This window comes from Micromonospora sp. CPCC 205546 (genome assembly GCF_036902715.1).
Taxonomy (GTDB): Bacteria; Actinomycetota; Actinomycetes; order Mycobacteriales; family Micromonosporaceae; genus Micromonospora.
Genome location: NZ_JBAKHL010000085.1, coordinates 1 through 26,689 on the forward strand (window position 1 = coordinate 1; position 26,689 = coordinate 26,689).

The following is a 26,689-nucleotide window of genomic DNA, read 5'->3' on the forward strand; positions in this document are numbered from 1 at the left end:
CGGCGCGACGGCGCCGCGGCTCGGGGGGGAGCGCCGGCCGCGCGGGCCGCGCGGGCCGCGCGGAAGGCGGCCACGGCGGCCTCCTCCCCGGCCAGTTCGCCGGGTCGGGCCGGGGCGGCGGCGGCGGAGAGCAGCCGGGCGAGCGGCTCGGACCCGACGACGTCGGGCGTACGGGGTGCGTCCGCGCGAGCCGCGTCGAGCAGCCGGTCGGACGCGCCGCGGTCGGCGGGCCGCGCGATCCGGCGGAAGAACATCCTGAATCCCCTCACGTCAACCGTCCGCCGGCTCGACGTGCGACGCCTGCCGCCGGCCGGTACGCGGTCGGGGCGGCACGGCGGCCTCGGAGGTGGCCGGCGACCGGGTCGGATCGTGGCGTTCCAGCAGCGCGGCGAGCCGGCGCAGTCCCCGGTGGGCGGCGGTGCGTACGGCACCGGGCCGGCGGCCGAGCACCCGCCCGGCGGTCTCGGCGTCCAGCCCCACGACCGCGCGGAGCAGGACGGCCTCGGCCTCGCGGGGCGGCAGGGTGGCGATCAGCGCGAGCGCCGCCTCGGTGCCGATGGTCTCACCGGCCCGCTCGGCGGTGTTCGCGTCACCGGCCAGCTCGGCGAGCGCCTGCACCGGCACCGGCAGCGAGGGGCGGCGGCGTTGCCGGCGCAGGTGGTCCATGGCCCGGTTGCGGGCGATGGTGACGGTCCAGGCCCGGAACTCGCCGCCGGTGAACCGGGGCAGGTCACGGGAGACCTGCAGCCAGGTCTCCGAGGCGACGTCCTCGGCGTCCGCGCCGACCAGGGCGGTCAGGTAGCGGAGCAGGCCGGGCTGGAGGCTGCGGTAGAGGAAGCGGAAGGCGTCCTCGTCGCCGGCCTGGGCCGCCACGACGGCCTCGTGGAGCTCACCCGCCACCGGGCCGCCTCCGTCCCGTGCACACGCGCAGGCGGCGCGCGCCGACGTGGGCGCGCGCAAGGCAAGCACGGTCCGGCAACCGGACGTGATCCCGCACCCTCAGCCCCCCGCTGACCTGATCACATCGGGACCGCTCACCCGGACGGCACGTCCGGACTTCTGCCGTGGTGGCACGCTCAGCGGCGCACGTGCCGCGGCGACGCCGTGGGGCGGCCCGAGTCGGGCTAACGGTAGGAGCGTCGAGTCGATCGGGCAAGCCCGGCCGACCGGCAAAAGAGTGAGAATTATCTAGCCGTTCGGGCGGCCCGTCGCCGTAACGGGGCAGGCCTCCGGGACGCTGCGCCGTCGCCCGACCGGCTGCGGCGGCGCGTTCGGCCAGCTTAGGGCCGACATGGGACACATACCGTCACAGACGGTCCGCGCCCGGTCACACCATATCCGAGGTGGGTCCGGTCCCGCCGCCCCCACCCGGTGGCGGACGCGGGCCGGGCGCACGGCGGGCGGCGCGCCGATCCCCGCCGGTCTGGGTACGGTGGTGCCGTGTTGTCATCGGAGGTCGTACTCAGCGGTCGCTACCGCCTGGACGAGCGTGTCGCCACGGGCGGCATGGGCGACGTCTGGCGGGGCAAGGACCTCGTCCTCGGCCGGCAGGTCGCGGTCAAGGTCCTGCTGCCGGCGCTGGTCTCCGACCCCGACTTCATCGCCCGCTTCCGCGCCGAGGCCCGGATCATGGCCGCCCTGCGCCACCCGGGCATCGTCCAGGTCTTCGACTGCGGCGAGGACGACCTGCCCGACGGGAGCCGGGCCGACTACCTGGTCATGGAGTTCGTGACCGGCCAGCCGCTGTCCAAGCGGATCGAGGCCGCCGGGCACCTCGACGTGGCCGAGACGATGGGGATCGTCGCGCAGGTCGCCCAGGCGCTGCACGCCGCGCACCTCGGCGGGATCGTGCACCGCGACGTCAAGCCGAGCAACCTGCTGGTGCAGGAGGACGGCAGCGTCGTGCTGGTCGACTTCGGCGTCGCCCGGTCGACCAACGTCACCAGCATCACCAGCACGAACGCGGTGCCCGGCACCGCGCTCTACATGGCGCCGGAGCAGGCCGCCGGCCGGCCGGTGTCCGGCGCGACCGACGTCTACGCCCTCGGTGCCGTGGCGTACTGCTGCCTCAGCGGCAGCCCGCCGTTCACCGGCGACAACCCGTTGCAGGTGGCCGTGCGCCACCTCGACGACGAGCCGCCGGAACTGCCGCACGAGGTGCCGGAGGCGGTCCGCGCGCTGGTCTCCCGCGCCCTGGCCAAGGACCCGGCCGACCGGTTCAGCAGCGCGGCGGCGATGGCCGAGGCCGCCCGGAGCGCCGTGTCCGACCCCTCCGCGGCCACCGCCACGGTGCCCGTCGCCGCGGCGTCGGGCGGCGTGGACCCGGGCACCCGCGCCGACGTGCCGGTGGCCGCGACCGCCGCCCGCCGGAGGCGCCGCGGCACCCTCGTCGGCGCCGCGGCGGCGGTGCTGGTGGCGCTGGCCGGGCTCGGCGCGGCGCTCGGCATGACCAGCGAGGCCGACGCACCGGCGGTCAAGGTCCCGCAGGCGACCACCCCGGCCGCGGAGCCGAGCGGTGGCGCGCAGGCGCCGACGGAGCAGGACGACGAACCGGTGAACCCCGGTCGGCCCTTCCGGCCCACCGGCTCCACCTCCAGCCCTTCTCCCTCGGCCAGCACGCCCCCGGTCTCCCCCCAGCCCAGCGGGTCCGGGGCGCCGGAGTCACCGGATCCCACCAAGACCGACGATCCGCCGCCGCCGACGCCCAGCAGCAGCGCGCCGACCCAGACCACGCCGCCGGTGGAGCCGACCGAGACGCAGACCACGCCGGTCGAGCCGGCCAATCCGCCGGCCGGGGACTGACCACCGGCACCGCAAACGTCTCACCGGCACCGATAATCCCAAACCGGACTTACGGGCACACCCATCGCTCTAGGCTCCCGAGCAGGTACTTTCCGTCGTCTGCCTCGGGAGCCCGGGTGAGCGTTGAGAAGTTGGTCGTGATCGGCCAGGGGTACGTCGGCCTGCCGCTGGCCATGCGGGCCGTCGAGGCCGGGCTGGACGTGGTCGGCCTCGACGTCGACTCCGACCGGGTCAAGCGGCTCGCTTCGGGCGAGTCGTTCGTCGAGGACATCCCCGCCGACCGGCTGGGCCGGGCGTTGGGCAGTGGCCGGTACCGGCCGAGCACGGCGTACCCGGACGCGGAGGGCTTCGACATCTGCGTGATCACGGTGCCGACGCCGCTGCGCGACGGTACCCCCGACCTCAGCTTCGTGGAGCAGGCCGGCGTCGGCATCGGCCCGTACGTGCGGCCGGGCTGCACGGTGATCCTGGAGTCCACCACCTATCCGGGCACCACGGAGGAGTTGCTGCGCCCGCTGCTGGAGTCGGCCAGCGGCCTGCGCAGCCCGGGCGACTTCCACCTGGGCTACAGCCCGGAGCGGATCGACCCGGGCAACCGGACCTGGCGCCTGGAGAACACCCCGAAGGTGGTCTCCGGGACGGACGCGGTCGCGCTCGCGCGGGTGGACGGGTTCTACCGCCGGCTCGTGGAACGGACCGTGCCGGTGGACTCCACCCAAGTGGCGGAGCTGACGAAGCTGATCGAGAACACGTTCCGCCAGGTGAACATCGCCCTGATCAACGAGCTGACGATGCTCTCGCACCACCTCGGCATCGACGTGTGGCAGGCGATCGAGGCGGCCGAGACCAAGCCGTTCGGCTTCATGCCGTTCCGGCCCGGCCCGGGGGTCGGCGGGCACTGCCTGCCGATCGACCCGTGCTATCTGTCCTGGCAGGTCAAGCGGCGCCTCGGGCGGCAGTTCCGGTTCATCGAGCTGGCCAACGACGTCAACCACGAGATGCCCGAGCACGTGGCCCAGCGGATCATGAACGGGCTGAACCGGACCGGCCGCACCGTCCGCGGGGCCCGGCTGCTGCTGCTCGGGCTGGCGTACAAGAAGAACACGGGCGACATGCGCGACTCCCCCGCCGTCGACGTCGCCCGGCGCCTGCAGGCCCTCGGCGCGGACGTGCGTGCCGTGGAGCCCTACGCGGAGCCGCACCAGATCCCGGGCGGCGTGCTCGTGGTGGAGCTGACCGAGCGGGAGGTCCGCGCGGCGGACGCGGTGGTGGTGGTCACCGACCACGACGACTTCGACTACGACCTCGTGACCCGGCACGCCCGGTACGTCTTCGACACCCGCAACCGATGTGCCGGCCCGGTGGTGGAGCGCCTGTAGACCCGGCACCGCTGGCCGGTCCCGCCGCCTCGGCGGGCGGCGGGACCGGCCGGCGGATGTCACTGGTCGCCGAGCGCCTCGACCACCGGCCGCGACAGCGCCCGGCGGGCCGGCAGCACCGAGGCGACCAGGGCGGCCACGACCGCCACCCCGAGGATCAGCCCGAGCTGCCCCACCGGCAGCACCACGGCGAAGTCGCCACCGATCCGGGCCAGCACGGCCATCGCGGCGGCGCTGACGCCCGTGCCGAGGCCGACCCCGAGCAGCGCGCCGACCAACGCCATCAGCACCGCCTCGACGGCCAGCATGGCGCGCATCCGGCCCCGGGTCAGTCCGACGGCCCGCAGCACCGCGTTCTCCCGGGTCCGCTCCACCACCGACAGGCTCAACGTGTTCGCGACCCCGACCAGCGCGATCACCACGGCGAGGCCCAGCAGCGCGGTGACGGAGGCCAGCAGCATGTCGACCGTCGCGGTCAGCATCTTCTTGTACGCGCCCTGGTCCATCAGGTTGGCCGTCGGGTACCGGGCGACCACCGTCTCGACGGTGCTCCGGGCCTGCTCGGCGGAGACCCCGTCGGCGGGGTCGATCTCGGCCAGGTGGCCCCGTTCGTCGGGAAAGAGGGCGGTGAAGTCGGCGTCGACCATGTCGATCACGTGGCCGACGGGTACGCGGCTGCCGGCGAGCGCGGGTCCGTCGGCGGTGACGACCGCGGCCACCCGCAACGGCCGGCCGCGCACGGTGACGGTGGAGCCGGTCGTCCAGCCCCGGGCCTCGGCCAGCTCGCGGTGCACCAGCACGGAGCCGGGACCCAGCCGCTCGACGTCGCCCGCCACGGTCCCCGTCAGCGTCCGGCCGACCAGGGCGGGGTGCGCGGCCCGGATCTGCACGTCGGCGTCGACGGCGCCGCGCTGCTCGTGCACCACCGCCAGCTCCGGCCGGGCGCGCAGTTCGGCCACGAGCGGCGCCGGCAGGTCCCCGCCGATCCCGGTGACCAACCAGTCGACCCCGATCTCGGCGTCCACGCTGCGCTCGATGCCGTCCTTGGTGCTGCGGGCGCCGACCACGAAGGCCGACACCAGACCGATCCCGATCACCAGGGCCGTGGTGGTCGCGGCGATCCGGCGCGGATTGCGCACGGCGTTCGCCACGGCCAGGCCGGCGGTCGCCCCGAACAGCCTGCGGGCCGGCCAGCCCAGCACCCGAACCAGCGCCGGCACGAGCACCGGGCCGAAGAGCACGATCCCGAGGAAGACGAGCACCCCGCCGGCGGCCACGAGCACCACCTGGACGGCGTACGCGGCACCGACCAGCGCGGCGGTCCCGGCGGCGAAGACCAGCGCGCCGAGCGTGAGCCGGAGCCGCCCGGCACCACGGCCGGGCTGGACCGCCGCGTCGGTGAGCGCGGCGACCGGGGCGACGCGGGTGCCCCGCCACGCCGGCAGCAGGGCGGCCCCCATCGTGATCGCCGTGCCCAGGAGCAGGCCGAACAGCACGGTCGGCACGGTGACGGTGAGCCCGCCGGCGACCGGCGCGTCGAGCCGCGTCATCACCTGGTTCATGCCGCCGGCCAGGACCACGCCGACCAGCACGCCGGCCGCGGAGGCCACCAGCCCGACCAGCCCGGCCTCCAGCAGCGCGGCGCGGAACAACTGCCCCCGGGTCGCCCCGACCAGCCGCAGCAACGCGGTCCGCCGGGTCCGCTGGGCCAGCACGATGGCGAAGGTGTTGGCGATGACGAAGCCGGCCACCACGACGGCGACGCCGGCGAAGGTCAGCAGCACCATGTTGAACTGCCGCAGGTCGCGTACCGCGTCGGTCACGGCGTCGTCGAGGATGCGCTGCCGGGTCCTGACGGTCGCGTCGGCGCCGACGGCCTCGGCGACCCGCTCGGCCAACGCCGCGTCGGCCGCGCCCGGCCGGACGCGCACCATGATCCGGTCGTAGCCGCGCTGGCCGGTGACGGCGAGGGCGTCCGCGCCGACCAGGCCGATGAACGGGCCGCCGACGTCGCGGGCGGTGCCGGCGACGTCGACCGTGCCCACCAACGTGTACGGGCGGGCCGCTCCCCCGCCGCCACCGACGCGTACCTCGCTGCCGAGGGCGAAGCCCTCCTCGTCGGCGGTCGCGGCGTCCAGCACCACCTCGCCCTGGCGGTCGGGCAGCCGGCCGGCCACCACGTCGTACGAGCGCAGCGCCTCGGCGACGGGGATGGCGGCGAGGACGGCGTAGCCGAGCACGGGGCGACCGTCGGCGCCGACGATCCCGCCGGAGCCGAGCAGCTCCCCCTCGGCGGCGGCCACCCCGTCGACGGCGCGCACCTTGCCGACCAGGGTGGCCGGCAACGAATCCTCGGTGGCGGAATGGACGGCGAGGTCGGTGTGCCGGTCGAACGCCCCGGCCCGCTCGTACGCGCCGGCGCGCATCCCGTCGACGAAGATCAGCGTGCCGGCGACGAAGGCGACGCCGAGCACGACGGCCAGCGACGAGAGCAGCAGGCGCAGTGCCTCGGCGCGCAGCTGGCGCAGGGTCGTGCGGATCACCGGGCCACCGCCTCGCCGCCGGCGCCCGGTACGCGCGCCGCCTCGAGGCCGGCGAGCGCGTCGAGCACCCGCTCGGCGGTCGGCGCGGTGAGGTCGCGTACGGGCCGGCCGTCGGCGAGGAAGACCACCCGGTCGGCGTGGCCCGCGGCCGAGGGGTCGTGGGTCACCATGACCACCGTCTGTCCGAGGGTGTCCACGGCCCCACGGAGCAGCCGCAGCACCTCGGCGCCGGAACGGGAGTCCAGGTTGCCGGTCGGCTCGTCGGCGAAGATCACCCACGGTCTCGTGATCAGGGCGCGGGCGACCGCCACCCGCTGCTGCTGACCGCCGGAGAGTTCGGCGGGACGGTGGCGCAGCCGGTCGGCGAGGCCCACCGCGGCGACGACCTGGCGCAGCCAGGCCCCCTCCGGTCGCCGCCCGGCGATGGCCAGGGGCAGCACGATGTTCTCCTCGGCGGTCAGCGCCGGCAGCAGATTGAACTTCTGGAACACGAAACCGATCCGGTCGCGGCGCAGCAGGGTGAGCCGCCTGTCGTCGAGGCGGGCGAGGTCGGCCTCGCCGATGCGCACGCTGCCGGCGGTGGGCCGGTCCAGGCCGGCGAGGCAGTGCATGAGGGTGGACTTGCCGGAGCCGGACGGGCCCATGATGGCGGTGAACCGGCCGGCGGCGAAGTCGACGTCGACGCCGTCGAGGGCGACGACGGCGGCCTGGCCGGAGCCGTACCGTCTGGACAGGCCGCGGGCGGCGACCGCGACGCCGGCGGTGGCGTGCGCGGGAGGTGCGACGGACACGTGAGCTCCCCGTGGAGGTCGTGGCTGGGACGTCTCCGACGCTATGGGCGCCGCCGGTCCGGCCGCGTCCACCCGCGCGTGGTGATCCCGCTGCGACCTGGGGAGCCCTTGACGGGGTGGGCCCGTACGACCTGGGTCGTAGGCCGGCTCAGCCGCCGGGGGTGACCAGCCCGGTCTCGTACGCCAGCACCACGATCTGCACCCGGTCGCGGAGCTGGAGCTTGGCGAGGATCCGCCCGACGTGCGTCTTCACGGTGGCCTCGGCGACGTGCGCCCGGGCGGCGATCTCCGCGTTGGAGAGGCCCTGCGCCACCAACAGGAGGATCTCCCGCTCGCGCTCGGTGAGCTGGGCGACCCGGGGGTCCTCGGCGGGCCCGGGGCCGAGCCGGCCGGCGAAGCGGTCGAGCAGCCGGCGCGTGATGGAGGGGGCGACGACCGAGTCGCCCCGGGCGACCACCCGGATGGCGGCCAGCAGTTCCTCCGGCGGGACGTTCTTGAGCAGGAACCCGCTGGCGCCGGCCTGGAGCGCGGCGAAGGCGTCCGCCTCGGTGTCGAAGGTGGTGAGCACCAGCACCCGGGGCGATCCGGCGGGACGCTCCCGGCAGATGCGGCGGGTGGCCTCCACCCCGTCCATGGTGGGCATGCGGACGTCCATCACCACGACGTCGGCCTCGACGCCGGCCAGCAACCGCAGGGCGTCGGCGCCGTCGATCGCTTCGCCGACCACCTCCAGATCCGGCTGGGAGTCCAGCACCATGCGGAAACCGGCGCGGACCAGCGCCTGGTCGTCCACGATCACCACGCGGACCGTCATGCCGCCGTCACCTCCGTCGTCACCGGCGTCGACGGTAGCGGCAGCCGCGCCTCGACCTGCCAGCCCCCACCGCGGCGCGGCCCGGCGGTCAGGCTGCCGTCGTACACCCCGACCCGCTCACGCATGCCGAGCAGGCCGTGCCCGCCGGAGGGCGCCGGGCCGACCGGCGGGCGGCCCCGGCCGTCGTCGACCACCCGGACCACCACGGCGTCGCCGGCGTGCGCGACGGTGACCTCGACGTCGGCGCCGACCCCGGCGTGCTTCAGCGCGTTGGTGAGCCCCTCCTGCACCACCCGGTAGACGGTCAGCTCCAGCCCGGGCGGCATCGGCGCCGGCTCTCCCGTGACGGCGTGGCGTGCCCGCAGGCCGGCGGCGCGGAACCGGTCGAGCAGGGTGGGCAGTTCCGCCAGCGCCAGCCGGCGGTGGGCCGGGTCGGCGCCCGCCCCGGCGCCGTCGGGCCCGCCCGCCGCGGCGGGCGCGGTGGGCTCCCGCAGTACGCCGACCAGCCGACGCATCTCCTCCAGCGCCTGCCGACCGGTGTCGGCGACCACCTTCACCGCCTGGCGGGCCATCTCCGGGTCCCGGTCGAGCATGAAGCGCGCCCCGTCGGCCTGCACGATCATCACGGCCATGCTGTGCGCCACCACGTCGTGCAGTTCCCGGGCGATGCGGGTGCGCTCCCCGGCGACCGCCGCGCGCGCCTCCGCCTCGCGTTCCCGTTCCAGGGTGGCGGCCCGCTCCTCCAGGCTGAGCACGTACAGCCGGCGGGTCCGCACGTTCAGCGCGACCAGCCAGACGGCCCCGGTGACCAGGCCGTAGTAGATCGCCGTCGCCCACCAGGCGATGACGCCCTGGGTCTGCAGGCCGGCGAGCACCACCCCGACGGCCGCGCCGATCCCGGCGAGGATCCCGTCGCGGAGCCGGTCGGCGTACTTGACCACGCTGTAGAGGGCGATCAGCACGGCGACGTCGAAGGCCAGCGGCCCCCACCCGGCGACCACCTGCACCAGCGCGAGGGCCGCCACGACGAGGGCGACCGCCGACGGGTGCGCCCGGCGGAACAGCAGCGCCACCGCCATCGCGGCGCCGACCAGGGTGGCCTTCCATCCGCCGGGCTGGTTCGCCAGGCCGGCGAGGGCGAGGAGCACCACCGCGGCCGAGACGAGGACGTCGAAGGCGACGCCGCGCAGGGGGCGGCCGAAGATCGTGCGGTTCACGGTCACCCAGCGTACGTGCCGCAGGTCAGGGGTCACCGGCCCCGCGCCCCGGTCGGGCCAGCCGCCTGATCGACCCCGTCCGCGACGACCGGGCCGGTCCGGTTCAGGTCAGCAGCTCGCGCATCCGGTCGATCTCGACGGTCTGCTCGGTGGCGACGGAATTGGCGAACTCCGACAGGGTGAGGTCGGCGCCGACCTTGAGCAGGTCCGTGGCCATCTGCACCGCGCCCTGGTGGTGCTCGGTCATCATCCGCACGAAGAGCCGGTCGAACTCGGTGCCCCGTGCCGCCGCGAGCTGCCGGATGGCCTCGGGCGTCTGCATGCCCCGCATGCTGCCGTGGTCGTGCCCGGCCACCTCGGTGGAGAGCCCCCGAGCCTGCAACCAGCCCCGCATCATGCCGATCTCCGGGCCCTGGCTCGCCCGGATCCGCTCGGCGAGGGCCCGCAGGGCCGGGTCGCCGGCGCGGTCGCCGGCCAGCTCCGCCATCTCCAGCGCCTGGGCGTGGTGCGGGATCATCATCCGGACGAACCAGACGTCCATCGAGTTGTGCCGGGACGTGGCCGCGTCGCGCAGCTCCTCGGCGGGCCGGACCGTGGCGGTCTCGCCGGGCCGACCGGGAACGATCACCGGGGGCCGGCTCGGACCCGGCGGGGCGGACGTCGGGGCGGCGGCCTGTCCCGTCGGCGTCACGGTCGGGCCGCTGGTGGAACGGGACAGCACGACGACCACCACCGCCAGTAGGCACGCGGATATGACGACGGCCAGGGTGCGCGCGCGGCGGCTGGTCATGGACGACTCCCCCCGGTAGAGGTCATGGCGATGCTATACATCGATGGACGAGCTTTAATGTGAGCTACGTCACATCGATCAATCTCATTGGAATGTAAGGTGTCCACAATCGCCATCCCCTTGCGAAGGGCGTCGCCGATGACCAGTTTCCGCACCCTGCGGGCCAGGCGGCTCACCACCGTGAGCCTGGCCGCCGCCGGCCTACTCCTCGCCAGCGTCGCCACCGCCACGCCGGGAAATGCCGGTGTGGCGGCACGGTCCGCCCCCTCGGGCACGGTGGGCACCTCCACCACCATCCCGGGCGTCGACGAGATCGTCAGCAGCCCCAACCTCCGCCAGGTCGCCAACCTGCCGAAGCAGGCGCCACTGGACGCCACAAACAGCGACCTCGCCTTCCAGGGCCGTTACGCGTTCGCCGGCAACTACAACGGCTTCGTCGTCTACGACATCTCCCGGCCAACCGCGCCGACGGTGGTGTCGCAGGTGTACTGCCCCGGCTCGCAGAACGACATCTCCGTCCACGGCGACCTGCTGTTCCTCTCCACCGACTCGTCCCGCAGCGACGATTCCTGCAACAGCACCAGCGCGCCGGCGACGGAGAAGGCGTCCTGGGAGGGCATCAAGGTCTTCGACATCAGCGACAAGGCCAACCCCCGCTACGTGAAGGCGGTGGAGACGGCCTGCGGGTCGCACACCCACACCCTCGTGCCGGGCAAGGACCGCAGGACCGTCTACCTCTACGTCTCCTCGTACAGCCCTCGGGCGGAGTTCCCCGACTGCCAGCCCCCGCACGACTCCATCTCCATCGTGAAGGTGCCGGTGAAGTCGCCGACGGACGCGGCGGTGGTGGCCTCCCCGAACCTCTTCCCCGACGGCGGCTACGAGGGCCGGCCCGGCGGTTCAGCGACCACCGGCTGCCACGACATCACCGCCTACCCGGAGAAGGACCTCGCCGCGGGCGCGTGCATGGGTGACGGCATCCTGATGGACATCTCCGACCGGGAGGCCCCCCGGCTGATCAACCGGGTCCGGGACACCGTCAACTTCGCGTTCTGGCACTCGGCCACGTTCAACAACGCCGGCACCAAGGTGGTCTTCACCGACGAGCTGGGCGGCGGCGGCGCGGCCACCTGCAACGAGGCCATCGGACCGGAGCGCGGTGCCGACGCCATCTACGACATCACCGGTCGCGGTGACGCCCGGACGATGGTCTTCCGCAGCTACTACAAGATCCCCCGGATGAACGCCGACACCGAGAACTGTGTGGCGCACAACGGCTCGCTGATCCCGGTGCTCGGGCGCGACATCATGGTCCAGGCGTGGTACCAGGGCGGCATCTCCGTCTGGGACTTCACCGACTCGGCCAACCCCAAGGAGATCGCGTTCTGGGAGCGGGGGCCGATCTCGGCCGACCGGCTCGTCGGCGGTGGCACCTGGTCCGCGTACTACTACAACGGCTACATCTACTCCAACGACATGACCAAGGGCCTCGACGTGCTGAAGCTGACCGACTGGCGCACCTGGACGGCGAACCTCGTCCGGTACCGCGAGCTGAACGCGCAGACCCAGCCCAGCTACCTGAGCTGGTAAGTCCCCCACCGCGCCGACGGGCCCGGCCCCCGCAGGGGGTCGGGCCCGTTCGTGTCCGGTGCGGACGCGGCGGTGTCAGCCGGCCGGCGGATACGGGTCGTTCTGGTAGGTGTACTCCGTCTCGATCTTGCCGTCGGAGGTGTGCACGACGAGCTGGCTCGGCTCGTTGCCGTGCGCCTCCCGGCGCCCCGCCTCGACGGCGAGCTGCTTGGTGTCGAAGGTGCCGACGACCTGGTTGCCCTGCTCGACCTTCCAGCCGCCACCGTTCGGCACGACGTGGTATTGATTGCGCTTCATGTCAGTCACCCGCCTCTCGGTCAGGTCTTCCGGCATACCCCGGCTCCGACGGCCGAAAACCCTCCCGTGTGGACAGGCGTCCGGGGCCGTTACCGGCAACCGCCCGTCGGGTGGGCGCGGGTCACCCGGCCGGGATCCGGTCCAGCTGCGCGCGGATCGCCTCGGGCGTCAGCGCGGGCCGGCCGCCCGGATGCCCGACGGTCGCGCCGGCCGCCGCGACCGCGTGCCGCGCGACCCGTTCCCGGGGCTGACCACGTAGCACGCCGAGGGTCAGCGCCGCGACGAAGGCGTCCCCGGCGCCGGTGTCGTCCACGGTGGTCGTCTCGCTCAACGGCACGAACAGCTCGCCCTCCGGCCAGACGAACGCGTTGCCCGCCCCGGCCACCTCGACGGCCACCGTCGACGGGCCGCGGCGCAGCAGCTCGCGCCCGGCGGCCAGGCCCGCCTCGGCGTCCCGCGGCGCGTCGCCGGTGATCAGCTCCACCTCCCGCGCGTCGGCGCGCAGCACGTCGGCGAGGGCGAGCAGCGCGTCGGTGTCGGCCGCGTCGGCCGGGGCGCCGTCGAGCACGACCAGCCGGCCGGCCTCCCGGGCGATCCGGGCCGCGGCCAGGGCGGCCCGCGCCGGTTGCTGGAGCTGTACCAGCACGGCCCGCGCCGCCCGCAGGGCGGGAGCCGCCCCGGCGACGTCGTCGGGGGTGAGCAGGGTGGCCTCGGGAAGGTCCTCCAGGTAGCGCCAGTCGGCGTCGGCGTCGACCACGTCGACGATGAGGCCGGTCGGGGTGCCGGGCCGGCGCCGCACCCACCGCACGTCGATGCCGTCGGTCCGCGCCAGCGTCAGCAGCCGCTCCCCCACGTCGTCGTCGCCCACCACCCCGAGCAGGCCGACGGCGGCGCCGAGCTGCGCCAGGCCGACGGCCTGGTTGGCACCCTTGCCGCCGAGCAGTTCGCGCCGCCGCCGCACCGCGGCGGTGCCCCCGGCCTCCGGTACCTCGTCCACCAGCAGCACGAGGTCCCGCGCCACCTGCCCGACCACCATCGCGTCCAGTTCCGCCATGAGCGAACCACTACCCGCGGCCGGGCCGGTTGATCCCGCCGGGCGCGGGGATGCTCCGTGCCGGTGGAGAGGGCCCGTCACCGCTCCTGGGCACGCCGACGGGCCCTCCTGCGGGCAGGGCGGGGCGTACGAGACCTCGCCACGGTCGCCGAACGGGGCAGCGCGCCGGTCAGCCCGGCAGCGGCGCCTCGTCGCCGCGGGTGCGGCGCGGCCCGACCAGCCGGCGGACCATCGGGGCGGCGTTCCACTTCGCCGCGCCGGCCAGGTCGCGGGCGTGCTCCAGCAGGGTGTAGTCGGGCCGGGCCCGACCGTCGGCGATGGCCCGGTCGAGGTCGTTGCCGCACCGGCTCAGCACGGTGTCGAAGTCGCGGCGCACCGGTTCGAGCAGGTGGTAGCCGAACGAGCGGTGCAGCCGGGCGAAGAGCGGCTTGTAGAGCCGGGCCCGTTCGTGCAGCCCCGAGGAGTACGACATCGGGTTCTTCGGCCGGCGCCGGACGTAGTCGGGCAGCAGGTCGGCGAAGGCCCGCCGGACGATCCACTTCTCCTGCCCCTCGCGCATCTTCAGCCCCATCGGCAGCCGCATCGCCAGCTCGACCACGCTCAGGTCGAGAAACGGCACGCGGGCCTCCACCCCGTGCCCCATGCTGGCCCGGTCGACGCGCTGCAACTCCGTACGGCAGAGGTTGCGGATCCTGTGCAGGAAGAGCCGGCGGGACGCCTCCGGGCCGGCCTCGTGGTACATCGGGTAGCCGCCGAACAGCTCGTCCGAGCCGTCGCCGGTGAGCGCCACCTTGACGCCCAACTCGCGCAGCCGACGGAACAGCGGCACGGTGACCACCGCGTTGATGATGTCGCCGTACTCGGTCAGCTCCGACATCCGGATGGCCTCCCGGACGTCGGCCAGCCGGACGTCACGGGGGCGCAGCTCCACCACCTCGTGCGGCACCCCCAGGTCCTTCGCGAGCCGCCGCGCGTACGCGACGTCGGGGCTGTCGGGCACGCCGACCGTGACCGCCACACAGTCGGAGTGCATCTCGCGCACGTGCAGCAGGGCCAGCGAGCTGTCCAGTCCGCCGGAGAGCACCACCCCCACGGTGAGGTCGGTGTCCACCCGCATCCGGATGCTGTCGGTGAGGGCGGCACGGACGAGCAGGGCGGCCTCGTCCGGGTCGTCCACCACCGGCAGCCCGTCGCCGAGGGTGAGCAGGTCGACGTACGCGCGCAGCCGGACCGCGCCGCCGGGCTCGGCCCAGCCGTGGTGCCCGGGCGGCACCTCGACGATCGGGGCGCGGTGGCCCACCAGCGCCTTGACCTCGCTGGCGACGTGCAGGCAGCCGGGCGTGCGGGTCCAGTACAACGGCTTGACGCCGAGCGGGTCCCGGACCAGGTACGCCCGGCCGGTGGCCCGTTCCACGACGGCGAAGGCGTACTCGCCGCGCAGCCGGGTCACCATGTCCTCGCCCCACTGCAGGAAGGCGGCGAGCACCACCTCCGTGTCGCCGGCGGTGCGGAAGCGGTGGCCCAGCCGGACCAGTTGCTCGCGCAGCTCGTGGTGGTTGAAGACCTCGCCGTTGTAGCAGAGCAGCCACCGTTCGTCGGCGGAGACCCACGGCTGCACGGCACGTTCGGGGTCCACGATCGGCAGCCGGCGGGTGCCGGCGAGCAGGCCGTTCTCGTAGCGGGTCTCGGTGACCTCGCCGCGCGGGGCGAGGGTGACGAGCATCCGCCGGAAGACGGTCGGATCGGCCTCGGGGCCGAGACTCAACGCGATGCCACACATCGGCTCAGACCCCCATCTCGGCTTCGTACGCCCGACGCAGCCGCCGCCGCGCGGCCGGCGCGAGGCACAGGTGCCAGGCCTGCCCCTCGTCGACCACGTTGACCTCGCCGGCCCGCTGCCGGGCCAGCAACAGCTCGGCCAGCGTGTCCCGGACGCCGAAGCGACCGAACCACTCCATCTCGACGTCGACCGCCCAGCCGAGGCAGTGCCCGCTGGGCATCATGGCGGCGTACCCGAGCCGGCGCAGCCGGTGCTGGTGCTCGGCGCTGCGGACCAGGCTGGTCACCCACAGCGGCGGCGTGCCGGGCGGGGTGCTGGCGGCGAGCTGCCGGGCGATGTCGTTGAGCAGCGCCACGATCTCGCGGCGGGCCCGCCGGAACCGCAGTCCGGCGGTGCGTGGCGTGGCGGCCGGCCGCAGCCGGCGCCCCGCCGCCCGCATCCCGCGGCGGAGCAGCGTGCGCGGCTGCTCGGTGTAGCGGAAGCACAGCAGGTCCCGTCGGCGCAGCCACTCCAGGTCCACCAGCTCACAGCTGGCGTCGACCTGGGCGTCGGTGAGGAAGGTGGGGGCGTCGCGCCACCACATCACGTCGACGCGGGAGAGCAGGTAGATCCGGACCAGCGCGGTGAGGTCGGCGGCGGAGCTGCGCGCGTTGGGCTGGTAGCGGGCCATCTCCAGCAGCAGCGTCTCGCGGGCGCCGACGAGCCCCTGCGGGGTGGCGTCGAGCACGGCGGCGATCGCGGGCTCGCGCAGCCGGTCGTCGATCAGCACCTGCCGGGCGGCGGTACAGGACGCGTCGGCCAGGGCGCCGACCTCGACCAGCAGCTCGGCCACGGCCGTGCGGTAGGCGTCGAGGTCCGGCGCGGCGGCGGGCCGCGGCGGGGTGGCGAACGCGCGCCCCCGGGCCGGAGCGGCGGGTGTGACGGAGGAACCGGGCTGCTGTCCCGGGCTTCGGCTGGGCACTCGCATGGTCGGGTCCTCTCTCCCGTCACGGCATCATTGTGTGCATCGCCCTGCACACACCGTAATCGGACCGGGAGGGATGAGTCCGAACAATCCTCCTAATCTACTCCTTCGGGAGGCCGGAGGGCCACCACCGCGCACGAAGGGTCACCGTCGGGACGCGCCGCTCAACCGCTGCACCTCGGCGTACGAGGGCGGCTCCGCGCGCGGCGCGGCGCCGGACCGGACGGCGTCCAGGGCGTCCAGGGCGGCGCCCAGCGCGGCCCGGAACAGCAGCGAGCCCGTGCTCACCCGGGCCACGCCGAGCGCCCGCAGCTCGTCGAGGGTGGGCCCGCCCGGCCGGTGCAGCACGTTCAGCGGCGCGTCGATCCCCGCGACGAGCGCGGCGACGGCGTCGACGTCCGGCGCCCCGGGCACGAAGATCCCGTCCGCTCCGGCGGCCAGGTACGCGCGGGCCCGGCGCAGGGCCTCCGGCAGGGGATCGGGCGTGCCGAGCCACCACGGGTCGGTGCGGGCGTTGACGAACAGATCGGGCACTGCGGCCTTGATGGCGGCCACCTTCGCCGCCGCCAGCTCGGGCGGGTCGAGGGCGCCGTCCGCCCGGCCGTCCTCGACGTTCACCCCCACCACCCCGAGCGCGGCCAGCTCCGCCGCCAGCCCGGCGACGACCGCCGGGTCGTCGGCGTACCCCGCCTCCACGTCGACGGTCACCAGTACCGGGAGCGGGCGCAGCGCCCGGGCCAGGCGGAGGCTCTCCGCCCGGGTGGCGGCCGCCGCGTCCGGCACGCCGGCGGCGGCGGCGACCCCCAGGCTGGTGGTGCCGACCGCCGGGTACCCGCGCGCCACGAACGCGGCGGCGCTGGCGTGGTCCCAGGCGTTGGGCAGCAGCAGCGGCCGGGCGGCGCGGTGCAGGGCGTGGAAGGCGGCGCAGCGCGCGTTCATCGGGTGTCCACCTCGATCATGGTCGGGCCCGTGGGGCCGGCGACGGTCGTCTTCCGCGACGGTAGGGCCGGAACCCTTCGGCGCCCGCCGAAACGTCGGCTGCCGGCGCGTGCGGTGCCGTCACGGTCGGACCACGGGACCGCTCCAGGGATCGTCGCGACCGGCCGACGCCAGCCACGCCGTCACGAGAAGTTACGGTCAGCGCCGGCCGGCTCAACATGCCTCCGACCCCTTTGCTCTGCATCCACATACGCAACAGCTACTGACGGTCAACGAAGCTTGCGCCCTCGATCGTCGCGGTCCCGCCCAGATACCCAGCTCAGCCTGGTGGTGCGCCGAGGAATGCAGAGCAAAGGGCACGGAGGGCACCGGGCGGCCGGGACATGGGCAGTGACAGCGCGTGACCCACCCGGCCGCCACGATCGGTAACGAGGGGCGACTGGCTCCCTCGCCGTCCGTCTTACGGAATGAGGTCCGAGCCATCTGGAGGGATTGCGGACCGTCTCGAGAAACGAGGCCCGAATGCGCCGAACGGGTGGACAAGGCACGGCCCCGTCACGCGCGGCCCCGTCAGTCGCGGCCCCGTCAGTCGCGGCCCCGTCAGGCGCAGCCCGGTCACGCGCGGCCGCTGCCGGTGTCCGGCGCGGTCGCGGGCGGCGCGAGGTCGGCCGGGGCGAGACCGAGTGCGGCGGCCAGCGCCGGAGCACCGTCCGGGGTCAGCCGGACCTCCCGTCCGCCGCCGCGGGTCAGCCAGCCCGCCTCGAAGAAGCGGGCGCACAGTGCCGCGCCCAACGCGCCGGCCAGGTGCGGCCGACGCTCGGTCCAGTCCAGGCAGTCGCGCACCAGGGGACGGCGGGCGGCCCGCAGCGGCGCGATCGGCACCCCAAGCTCAGCCAACCAGCCCCGCCCGGCCGAGGTGAGCGCCGACCCGCCGGCGCCGTCGAGCAGCCCGCGCGCGAGCAGCCTGTCGCGCAGCAGCACCCCGAGGTGCCCGGCCAGGTGGTCGTAACAGGTGCGGGCGTACGCCAAGGCGGCGACGGCACGGGCGGCGCGCAGCGAGCGGGCCGGCTCGGACCGCCCGGGCGCGTAGCCGGCCAGACCCTCGACCAGCTGGGCCGCCGAGGGGCCGGCGAGCTGGACGTAGCGGTGTCGTCCCTGCCGTTGCTCGACCAACAGCCCGCCCCGGACCAGCCGGGTGAGGTGGTCGCTGGCGGTGGACGGGGCCACCCCGGCGAGCCGGGCCAGCTCCCCCGCCGTCCACGCCCGGCCGTCGAGCAGGGCCAGGCAGATGCGGGCCCGGGTGTCGTCGGCGAGCAGGGCGGCGAGCCGGGCCAGGGCCCGGCCGTCCGGCGCGGGGGCGGTCACGGGCTCCATGCTGGCACGGGCACCCTGCGGCGTGCGCCGAAGCGTCGGTACGCCTTTACAACGTTGTATCCAACGTTGTAGAAACGGACACGCACCGATCCTGGTCGACATCTCTCGCACCCGAGGCAGGTCTGATGGGACATCTCCGCCGCGCCGGGGCGCTCGCCGCCGTCGCCGGTCTGGTCCTGGCCGCGACAGCGTCCGCGCCGGCCGCCGCCGCACCCGGGCCCCGCTACCGCAACCCCGTCTCGGCCGGGTTCGCCGACACCTTCGCCGATCCGGTGATCGTCCGCGGTGAGGACGGCTTCTGGTACGCGTACGGCACCACGGACCCGCTGCGCGAGGGTGAGGGGACGTTCCACCGGGTCCCCACCGCCCGCTCGGCCGACCTGGTCGACTGGACGTACGTCGGGGACGCCTTCGGCGCCGACCAACGCCCGGCGTACGCGGCACCCGGCGCCGGGTTCTGGGCCCCCGACGTGCGCCGGGTCGGCGACCGCTGGGTCATGTACGTGACCGTTACCGACACGACCGTCTCCCCCGACGGCGGCGACTTCGCCGTCGGGGCGGCCACCGCGCCCACCCCGACCGGCCCGTGGACCTTCGCCGACGAGCCCGTGGTCGCGCCCCGCCCCGGCGGTGGCGGGGGCTGGCTGTGGACCATCGACCCGAGCCAGTTCACCGACGTCGACGGCCGGCACTACCTCTATTACGGCAGCTACTACGGCGGAATCTCGGTGACCGAGCTCTCCCCCGACGGGCTGCGCGCGGTCGGCACCCCCACCCCGGTCGCCGTCGACAACAAGTTCGAGGGCAGCCACGTGGTGCGCCACGACGGCTGGTACTACCTGTTCGCCTCCACGGCCAACTGCTGCGCCGGCCCCGCCACCGGTTACTCCGTGCACGTCGGCCGGTCCCGCGGCCCGCGCGGGCCGTTCGTCGACCGCGACGGCATCGCCCTGACCGCCTCCAGGGCCGGCGGCACGCCGGTGCTCACCCAGAACGGCAACCGGTGGATCGGCACGGGCCACAACGGCTTCCTCACCGACCTGTCCGGCCGGGACTGGATCGTCTACCACGCCATCGACCGGGCCGACCCGTACCTGGACGAGCCGTTCGGCATCAACGAGCGGCCCATGCTGTTGGACCGCCTCGACTGGATCGACGGCTGGCCGACGGTGAACGCCGGCGCCGGCCCGTCCGACGGCGCCCGGCCCGCGCCGGTCACCACCGGACGGGTGGACGAGCGCTTCGACGCCGGGCTGGCCGACTGGCGGCGCGGCTCCGGGGACTGGCGGGTCACCGACGGTCGGCTCACCGGCAGCGGCGCGCTGACCAGCCGTACGACCGTGGGTGGTGACCTGCGGGCGGAGGCCGACCTGCGGCTCTCCGCCGCCGGAGCGGCCGGCCTCACGCTCGGCGGCCGGGTCTCGGTACGCGTGGACGCCGCCGCCGGCCGGCTGGTCGCCGCCGACGGCGCCCGCACCGCGAGCGCGCCGCTACCCGCCGGCTTCGACGCCGCGGCCGGGCACCACCTCGCCGTGGAGGTACGCGGCCGGGACCTGGTGGCCGAGCTGAGCCCGGCTCGCCTCGGCGACCAGTTGGCGGTCGTGTCGCTGCGGCTGGCGCGGCCGGTGACCGGGCGGCTCACGCTCACCGCGACCGGCGGCACGGCCGGGTTCGACAACGTCAGCGTCGCCCGGCTGCACCGGCCGGTGCGCCACGCCGTCGCGGAGCCCCGGGTGGGCCGCCTGCTGCCCGCGTTCTCCGACGAGTTCACCGGCGGGCTCGACCCGGCGTGGCGGTGGGTCCGGCCGGACCCGGCGGCCACCGTGTCCGGCGGGGCGCTGCGCTGGCCGGTGCAGGGCGCCGACCTGACCGGCACCGGCAACACCGCCGGTGTGCTGCTGCGCGACGCCCCCGACGGCGACTACGTCGTGGAGACGAAGGTGACGCTCGACCTCGGCGAGGAGACCGTGCGCAACTACCAGCAGGCCGGGCTGGTCGCCTACGTCGACGACGACCGGTTCGCCCGGCTGGCGCAGGTCGCCATCTGGAACACCCGGCAGGTGGAGTACGGCTACGAGCTGCCCTTCGCCGGCCAGCCGGTCTACGGCGGCAACATCGTCGGCGCCCCGGCGACCACCACCTGGCTCCGGCTGGCGCACCGGGTCGACCCGGCCACCGGCGAGCACGAGTTCCGGGCCGGTTCCAGCCGCGACGGGCGGCACTGGACGTGGGGCGGGGTGTGGACCTTCCCGGCCGACACCACGCCCCGGATCGGGCTGGTCGCGCACGGCGGCGCGGACCCGGCGCTCACCGCGTACTTCGACTACCTGCGCTTCCACCGCTGAGCCCCTCGACGGGACCGGGCCCCCGCCGGACGGTGGGGGCCCGGTCCCGTCATCGCGGGTGGCGGGGCCTGCGCCGGGGCGGGGCCCGGTCAGCCGGGGCGGTTCGCCCGCCGGCCGCGGCGGTCGGCCGGTCAGCCGCGGCGCCCGTCGCCGCCGAGCGGGCTGACCGTCCGGGTCGACCCGTCGTAGCTGCGCCCGGCGACGAAGGCGCCGCCGGGACGCTCGACGCCGGCGACCGCGCGGGCCAGCCGGCGGTCCGCGTCACGGAAGCGCAGCGCCAGGCTCAGATGCGGCCGCCAGCGCCCCGGCGCGTGCCAGGGGCGCTGCCCTGGCGCCGCCGCGAGGACGTCCCAGACCGAGGCGTGCAGGGCGGTCAGCTCCGGCGACGGGTGCACCAGCCACACCAGCGGGGCGCTGCCGTCGAGCACGGCGATCCGGTCCAGCCGCACCGGCAGGGGCAACGTGGCGTCGAACAGCTCGACCAGCCGTTGCCGGGCGCCGGGCGGGAACCCGTCGACGGCGGCCAGGGTCAGGTGCGGCCGGTTCGTCGGATGGGCGTTGCGGGCCAGGCTGGGCAGCCCCAGCGCGGCCAGCCGCTGCCAGGCGCCGCGCACCGCGGCCTCCAGGTCGGGCGAGCAGACCAGTTCGACCGTACGCACGCCGCCAGGCTAGCCCGCCGGAGCACCGCGCCGGACCCGCACGGGTGGCTGTTGTGCCGGTCGGCGAAACGGCGTCGCGGCCGTGATGAAAGGCTTGGCACATGAGTTCCGCACCCGTACGGCACGACCCGACCACCCAGCCCGGCCCCGACGCCCTCGACAACACGAGCGCCTTCGCGGACCTCGGGCTGCGCGCCGAACTGCTCGGCGCGCTGTCCGCCCTGGGCTACGAGGAGCCCACCCCGATCCAGCGGGAGGCCATCCCGCCCCTGCTCGCCGGTCGGGACCTGCTGGGGCAGGCCGCGACGGGTACGGGCAAGACGGCCGCCTTCGCGCTGCCGCTGTTGCAGCGGATGCCCGACGTCCGGCCCGGCGGCGCACCGGTGGCGCTCGTGCTGGTACCCACCCGCGAGCTCGCGGTGCAGGTCTCCGAGGCGTTCCACCGCTACGGCAAGGACCTGGGCGCGCGGGTCCTGCCGATCTACGGCGGGCAGCCGATCGGCCGGCAGCTGCGCGCCCTGGACCTCGGTGTCGACGTCGTGGTCGCCACCCCGGGCCGCGCCCTGGACCACATCGCCCGGGGCACGCTCGACCTGGGCTCGCTGGCCACGGTGGTGCTCGACGAGGCCGACGAGATGCTCGACATGGGCTTCGCCGAGGACATCGAGGCGATCCTGGAGCACGCGCCGGAGCAGCGGCAGACGGTGCTCTTCTCGGCGACGATGCCGGCCCGCATCGACGGGCTGGCCCGCAAGCACCTGACCGATCCGGTACGCATCCTCATCGCCCGTGAGCAGCCGGTGGCCGGCGAGGCGCCCCGGGTGCGGCAGAGCGCGTACATCGTCGCCCGGGCGCACAAGCCGGCGGCGCTGGGCCGGGTGCTGGACGTCGAGTCCCCCACCGCGGCGATCGTCTTCTGCCGCAGCCGCGAGGAGGTCGACCGGCTCACCGAGACGATGAACGGCCGGGGCTACCGGGCCGAGGCGCTGCACGGCGGGATGAGCCAGGAGCAGCGCGACCGCGTCATGGGTCGGCTGCGTACGGGGACCGCGGACCTGCTGGTGGCCACCGACGTGGCCGCCCGCGGCCTGGACGTCGAGCAGCTCACCCACGTGGTCAACTACGACGTCCCGTCGGCCCCCGAGTCGTACGTGCACCGCATCGGCCGGGTCGGCCGGGCCGGCCGCGAGGGCGTGGCGATCACCCTCGCCGAGCCCCGCGAGCACCGGATGCTCAAGACCATCGAGCGGGTCACCGGCCAGCGCATCGCCATAGACAAGATCCCCACGGTGGCGGACATGCGCACCCGGCGGCTGGAGCTGACCCAGGGCGCCCTGCGGGAGAGCCTGCTGGAGGACGACCTCGACCCGTACCGGGCGATCGTCGAGTCGTTGACCGACGAGTTCGACCTGGTGGAGGTGGCCCTCGCCGCGGTGAAGCTGGCGCACGAGGCGACGTCGCCGGGCTCGGACGACGAGGAGGAGATCCCCCAGGTCCCCGTCCGGGGCCCGCGCGAGGGGCGTCCGGAGGCCGGCGGCCGGGGCGAGCGGCGTGGCGGTGCCCGGCCCCGCGCCGGCGGCACCACGCAGGTCTTCATCGGGCTGGGCCGGCGCGCCGGGGTCCGGCCGCAGGACCTGGTGGGCGCGATCACCGGCGAGACCGGGGTCAGCGGCCGGGACATCGGCTCGATCGAGATCGCCGACCGGTTCTCGCTGGTGGAGGTGCCCCAGAGCGTCGCCGACGAGGTGATCGCGGGCCTGCGGGGCAGCACCATCAAGGGCCGCAAGGCGACCGTACGGCGCGACCGTGACGGCGACGGCGACGGCGGCGAGCGCCGCTTCGACGGGGCCGACCGGCGCGAGCGCCGCGACCGGGACTTCGACCGGCGCGACCGCCGCTAGGACGGTACGCGCTCGGCGGCGAGCGCCGTGACCACCTCGCACCGCAGGCCCTCCGCGCGCGGAAGGGTCCCCTGCCAGCGGTAGGGGACCCTTCCGCCGCGCGCCTCAGGCGGCGGCGAGCGCCGGGCCGGGACGGGTGTCGGCGTCGGCCGGGCGCAGCGCCAGGGCGAGCACGTCGGCGACGTCGGCCAGGGTGTGCACGGTCAGCGCCTGCCGGACCTCGGCGGGCAGGTCGTCCAGGTCCGGCTCGTTGCGGGCCGGGATGATCACCTCGGTCAGGCCGGCCCGGTGGGCGGCGAGCAGCTTCTGCTTCACCCCGCCGATGGGCAGCACCCGACCGGAGAGGGTCACCTCGCCGGTCATCCCGAACTCGGGGCGCACGGGCCGGCCGCTGGCCAGCGACGCCAGGGCGGTCACCATGGTGATGCCCGCGCTGGGGCCGTCCTTCGGCACCGCGCCCGCCGGCACGTGCAGGTGGATCCGCCGCCCGGCCAGCGCGTTCGGGTCGAGTCCGAGCCGGCGCCCGTTGGAGCGCAGGTACGACAGCGCGATGTGTGCCGACTCCTTCATCACGTCGCCGAGCTGGCCGGTCAGGGTCAGCCCCGGCTCGCCCTCCATGCTGGTCGCTTCGATGAAGAGCACGTCGCCGCCCGCGCCGGTGACCGCCAGCCCGGTGGCCACGCCGGGCACGGCCGTGCGCTCCGCCGACTCCGGGGTGAACTTCGGCCGCCCGAGGTAGGCGGCGAGGTTGCCGGTGTCGACGCGGACCGGCGCCGGGTCGGTGGCCAGGGCCACCGCGACCTTGCGCAGGATCTTCGCCAGGGACCGTTCGAGCTGCCGTACGCCGGCCTCCCGGGTGTACTCGCCCGCGATCCGGGCGAGGGCGTCGTCGGCGACGGCGACCTCCTCGGCGGTGAGCCCGGCCCGCTCCCGCTGCCGGGGCAGCAGGTGGTCCCGGGCTATGGCGACCTTCTCCTCCTCCGTGTACCCGTCGAGGGTGACCAGCTCCATCCGGTCCAGCAGCGGGCCGGGCACGGCCTCCACCACGTTCGCGGTGGCCAGGAAGAGCACGTCGGACAGGTCGAGGTCGACCTCGAGGTAGTGGTCGCGGAAGGTGTGGTTCTGCGCCGGGTCGAGCACCTCGAGCAGGGCGGCGGCCGGGTCGCCGGAGTAGCCGGCGGCGAGCTTGTCGACCTCGTCGAGGAGCACGACCGGGTTCATCGAGCCGGCCTCGCGCAGGGCGCGCACGATCCGGCCGGGCAGCGCGCCGACGTAGGTGCGCCGGTGGCCGCGGATCTCGGCCTCGTCGCGTACGCCGCCGAGGGAGACCCGGACGAAGTTGCGGCCGAGCGCGCGGGCGATCGACTCGCCGAGGCTGGTCTTGCCGACGCCGGGCGGGCCGGCGAGGGCGAGCACCGCGCCGGAGCCCCGGCCGCCGACGACGCCGAGGTTGCGCTCGGCCCGCCGGTTGCGCACGGCGAGGTACTCCAGGATGCGGTCCTTCACGTCGGCCAGGCCGGCGTGGTCGGCGTCGAGCACGGCGCGGGCCGCGGCCAGGTCCGTGTCGTCCTCGGTACGGGCGCCCCACGGCATCTCCAGCACCGTGTCGAGCCAGGTTCGGATCCAGCCCGCCTCCGGGGAGGCGTCGCTGGCCCGCTCCAGCTTGCCGACCTCGCGCAGGGCCGCCTCGCGGACCTGGTCGGGCAGGTCGGCGGCCCCGACGCGGGCCCGGTAGTCGGCGGAGCCGTCCGGCTCGTCCTCGCCGAGTTCCTTGCGGATCGCGGAGAGCTGCTGACGGAGCAGGAACTCCCGCTGGGACTTCTCCAGTCCCTCGCGGACGTCGGTGCTGATCTGCTCGGCGACCTCCTGCTCGGCCAGGTGGTCCCTCACCCAGGCGACGAGCAGTTCCAGCCGGGCGGTGACGTCCGCCGCGGCGAGCAGTTCGGTCTTCTGGGCGAGGCTGAGCCAGGAGACGTAGCCGGCCGAGTCGGCCAGCTCGGAGAGGTCGGTCATCCGCTCGATCGCGTCGACGACCTGCCAGGCCCCGCGCTGCTGGAGCACGGACGTCATGAGGGCGCGGTACTCGCGGGCGAGCTCGCGGGCGCGGCCGGCGGGAGCGGGTTCGTCGAGTTCGGTCGCCTCGACCCAGAGGGCGGCGCCGGGCCCGGGCACGCCCGAGCCGATCCGGGCGCGGGACAGGCCGCGCACCACGGCGGCCGGTTCGCCGCTGGGCAGCCGGCCGACCTTCTCGATGGTGGCGACCGCGCCGACGGGGCCGTACTCGCCGTCGAGGCGGGGCACGGCGAGCAGCCTGCCCTCGCCGGTGGCGCGGGCCGCGTCGACGGCGGCCTGGGTGGTCGGGTCGAGGGTCACCGGAATCACCATGCCGGGCAGCAACACGGCGTCGGTCAGGGGAAGTACCGGAAGGGTTGCCATCGAACACCTGCTATCGCGTTGAGTTGAGCGTGTTCCACTCAAGTACCAAATCGTTCCCCTTGTTCCGAGCTGTGACCCAGACCACCGGAGGTCGCCGCGCCGCGCCTCGGACGCAGCAGCTCACGCGCCAGGCCGGGGCCCCCGGCGACCGCCACGGCGAGCGGGATCGCCAGGCAGGTCAGCGCCAGCGCGGCGACGGTCCAACCCGGCAGGCCGGCCACCACGGCGACGGCGGTCAGCACCGCGAAGACGACGAGCTTGCGCCGGGCACGGGCGATCGGGATCGCGACGGACATCGGTCCTCCCTCGGGTACGGGATCAGAGCAGGACGAGCAGCGCGGCGCCGACGGCCGCCGCCGGGACGGTGGTGACGACGGTGGCCAGCGCCGCCGAGTGCCGGCGCAGCGCGGCGAGCGGGATCAGCGCGTCGCCGTCCTGGCTTATCGCGTTGGCGACCAGGGTGGGCAGCGGCAGGCCGCCGCCGACGTACAGGCCGGTGAAGACGATCTGCACCGCGCAGCCGGGGATCAGGCCGACGCCCGCGCCGACCAGCACGCCGACGAGCCCGGTGAGGGCGAGTTGCGAGCCGTCGAAGCCGGTCGCCGTGGTCACCACCTGCCAGCCCAGGTACGCCACGGCGACCCAGACGGTGACGAAGGACGCCTCGTGGGCGCTGTGCCGCAGCGTCTCCCGCAGCGAGCGGGGCTGCGCGGTCTCCAGGCTGTCGTCGGCCAGTCGGCCCCGGCCGGCGGCGAAGATCAGCGCGGCGGTCAGCGACCCGAGCACCCCCAGCGCCAGGTACGGGTCGACGCCCCCGAAGGACCGGGCCAGCGCCCCCGGGTCGACCAGCTGGAACACCACCGGCACCGACACGGCGAACGCCGGCGTGGTGAGCCCCCAGAACGCCGTGGACGCCGGCACGCGGGGCAGCAGCCCGCCGAGCAGCCGCCGCGCCCCGGCGAGGTCCGGCCCGCCCGCGGCGGCCAGGCCGACCGGCGCGGGCGCGGCGGCGAC

The 26,689-nt window shown here is 75.1% G+C and carries 21 protein-coding genes and 1 pseudogene; 5 read left to right on the top strand and 17 right to left on the bottom strand.

All coding sequences use genetic code 11. The features are described 5' to 3' along the window. Positions 1-254 (bottom strand): annotated as a pseudogene (locus tag V6U77_RS26610) (hypothetical protein); the annotation flags it as partial. A 16-nt stretch (positions 255-270) separates the two neighbouring features. Continuing rightward, positions 271-900 carry an RNA polymerase sigma factor gene (locus tag V6U77_RS26615; RefSeq protein ID WP_334609469.1) on the bottom strand — a complete coding sequence of 210 codons (630 nt, stop codon included), beginning with the start codon at positions 898-900 and terminating at the stop codon, positions 271-273. Between the two features lie 540 nt (positions 901-1,440). Here V6U77_RS26615 and V6U77_RS26620 point away from each other — a divergent pair. Together V6U77_RS26620 and V6U77_RS26625 are read left to right on the top strand one after the other, a co-directional pair. After that, positions 1,441-2,802 (top strand): serine/threonine-protein kinase, encoded by a 1,362-nt coding sequence (locus tag V6U77_RS26620; RefSeq protein WP_334609470.1) that lies wholly within the window; start codon positions 1,441-1,443, stop codon positions 2,800-2,802. A gap of 116 nt (positions 2,803-2,918) precedes the next feature. Continuing rightward, positions 2,919-4,181, top strand: coding sequence for a nucleotide sugar dehydrogenase (locus V6U77_RS26625; protein ID WP_334609471.1), 1,263 nt, complete (start codon positions 2,919-2,921; stop codon positions 4,179-4,181). A 59-nt stretch (positions 4,182-4,240) separates the two neighbouring features. Here the strand turns inward: V6U77_RS26625 and V6U77_RS26630 are convergent, their stop codons facing one another. The 5 genes from V6U77_RS26630 to V6U77_RS26650 all read right to left on the bottom strand — a co-directional run bounded on the left by V6U77_RS26630 (position 4,241) and on the right by V6U77_RS26650 (position 10,336). Then, positions 4,241-6,724 (bottom strand): ABC transporter permease, encoded by a 2,484-nt coding sequence (locus V6U77_RS26630; protein ID WP_334609472.1) that lies wholly within the window; start codon positions 6,722-6,724, stop codon positions 4,241-4,243. Continuing rightward, positions 6,721-7,515 carry an ABC transporter ATP-binding protein gene (locus tag V6U77_RS26635; protein ID WP_334609474.1) on the bottom strand — a complete coding sequence of 265 codons (795 nt, stop codon included), beginning with the start codon at positions 7,513-7,515 and terminating at the stop codon, positions 6,721-6,723. The genes V6U77_RS26630 and V6U77_RS26635 overlap by 4 nt, the downstream gene beginning before the upstream one ends. 148 nt (positions 7,516-7,663) lie before the next feature. Beyond that, positions 7,664-8,329: a response regulator transcription factor gene (locus V6U77_RS26640; protein ID WP_334609475.1), complete on the bottom strand. Its 666-nt coding sequence runs from the start codon at positions 8,327-8,329 to the stop codon at positions 7,664-7,666. Continuing rightward, entirely contained in the window at positions 8,326-9,552 is a 1,227-nt protein-coding gene (locus tag V6U77_RS26645) for a sensor histidine kinase (protein ID WP_334609490.1), read from the bottom strand. Before V6U77_RS26645 ends, V6U77_RS26640 begins: the two co-directional genes overlap by 4 nt. Positions 9,553-9,649: 97 nt before the next feature. Continuing rightward, positions 9,650-10,336 carry a DUF305 domain-containing protein gene (locus tag V6U77_RS26650; RefSeq protein ID WP_334609476.1) on the bottom strand — a complete coding sequence of 229 codons (687 nt, stop codon included), beginning with the start codon at positions 10,334-10,336 and terminating at the stop codon, positions 9,650-9,652. A gap of 138 nt (positions 10,337-10,474) precedes the next feature. On the opposite strand from V6U77_RS26650, the gene V6U77_RS26655 reads away from it, so the two are divergent. Further along, complete coding sequence (locus tag V6U77_RS26655; protein WP_334609477.1) at positions 10,475-11,926, top strand: LVIVD repeat-containing protein; 1,452 nt, start codon at positions 10,475-10,477, stop codon at positions 11,924-11,926. A 75-nt stretch (positions 11,927-12,001) separates the two neighbouring features. On the opposite strand, the gene V6U77_RS26660 is transcribed toward V6U77_RS26655, so the two are convergent. From V6U77_RS26660 to V6U77_RS26685, 6 genes are all read right to left on the bottom strand, one after another. After that, complete coding sequence (locus tag V6U77_RS26660; RefSeq protein WP_334609478.1) at positions 12,002-12,223, bottom strand: DUF2188 domain-containing protein; 222 nt, start codon at positions 12,221-12,223, stop codon at positions 12,002-12,004. A gap of 121 nt (positions 12,224-12,344) precedes the next feature. Beyond that, positions 12,345-13,277, bottom strand: coding sequence for a PfkB family carbohydrate kinase (locus V6U77_RS26665; RefSeq protein ID WP_334609479.1), 933 nt, complete (start codon positions 13,275-13,277; stop codon positions 12,345-12,347). A gap of 169 nt (positions 13,278-13,446) precedes the next feature. Beyond that, positions 13,447-15,057 carry an asparagine synthetase B family protein gene (locus V6U77_RS26670; RefSeq protein WP_334609480.1) on the bottom strand — a complete coding sequence of 537 codons (1,611 nt, stop codon included), beginning with the start codon at positions 15,055-15,057 and terminating at the stop codon, positions 13,447-13,449. A gap of 4 nt (positions 15,058-15,061) precedes the next feature. Next, entirely contained in the window at positions 15,062-16,024 is a 963-nt protein-coding gene (locus V6U77_RS26675; protein ID WP_334609481.1) for a hypothetical protein, read from the bottom strand. 141 nt (positions 16,025-16,165) lie between these two features. Further along, a complete protein-coding gene (locus V6U77_RS26680; RefSeq protein ID WP_334609482.1) occupies positions 16,166-16,960 on the bottom strand; it encodes an isocitrate lyase/PEP mutase family protein in 795 nt (264 codons plus the stop codon). A 615-nt stretch (positions 16,961-17,575) separates the two neighbouring features. Next, positions 17,576-18,325: an ArsR/SmtB family transcription factor gene (locus V6U77_RS26685; protein ID WP_334609483.1), complete on the bottom strand. Its 750-nt coding sequence runs from the start codon at positions 18,323-18,325 to the stop codon at positions 17,576-17,578. 134 nt (positions 18,326-18,459) lie between these two features. On the opposite strand from V6U77_RS26685, the gene V6U77_RS26690 reads away from it, so the two are divergent. Further along, positions 18,460-20,679 carry a family 43 glycosylhydrolase gene (locus V6U77_RS26690; protein WP_334609484.1) on the top strand — a complete coding sequence of 740 codons (2,220 nt, stop codon included), beginning with the start codon at positions 18,460-18,462 and terminating at the stop codon, positions 20,677-20,679. 131 nt (positions 20,680-20,810) lie between these two features. On the opposite strand, the gene V6U77_RS26695 is transcribed toward V6U77_RS26690, so the two are convergent. Continuing rightward, positions 20,811-21,338, bottom strand: a complete 528-nt coding sequence (locus tag V6U77_RS26695) for a 2'-5' RNA ligase family protein (protein ID WP_334609485.1) — start codon at positions 21,336-21,338, stop codon at positions 20,811-20,813. Positions 21,339-21,439: 101 nt separating this feature from the next. Here V6U77_RS26695 and V6U77_RS26700 point away from each other — a divergent pair, with 101 nt between their 5' ends. Then, positions 21,440-23,239 (top strand): DEAD/DEAH box helicase, encoded by a 1,800-nt coding sequence (locus V6U77_RS26700; protein ID WP_334609486.1) that lies wholly within the window; start codon positions 21,440-21,442, stop codon positions 23,237-23,239. Between the two features lie 105 nt (positions 23,240-23,344). On the opposite strand, the gene lon is transcribed toward V6U77_RS26700, so the two are convergent. The 3 genes from lon to V6U77_RS26715 all read right to left on the bottom strand — a co-directional run. Then, the gene (lon, locus tag V6U77_RS26705; RefSeq protein ID WP_334609487.1) at positions 23,345-25,675 is read right to left on the bottom strand and encodes an endopeptidase La; all 2,331 of its coding nucleotides are present in this window, start codon (positions 25,673-25,675) and stop codon (positions 23,345-23,347) included. A 38-nt stretch (positions 25,676-25,713) separates the two neighbouring features. Beyond that, the gene (locus tag V6U77_RS26710) at positions 25,714-25,971 is read right to left on the bottom strand and encodes a hypothetical protein (RefSeq protein WP_334609488.1); all 258 of its coding nucleotides are present in this window, start codon (positions 25,969-25,971) and stop codon (positions 25,714-25,716) included. A gap of 22 nt (positions 25,972-25,993) precedes the next feature. Next, positions 25,994-26,689, bottom strand: a 696-nt coding sequence (locus tag V6U77_RS26715; protein ID WP_334609489.1) for a putative manganese transporter, incomplete at its 5' end; no start/stop codon positions are given.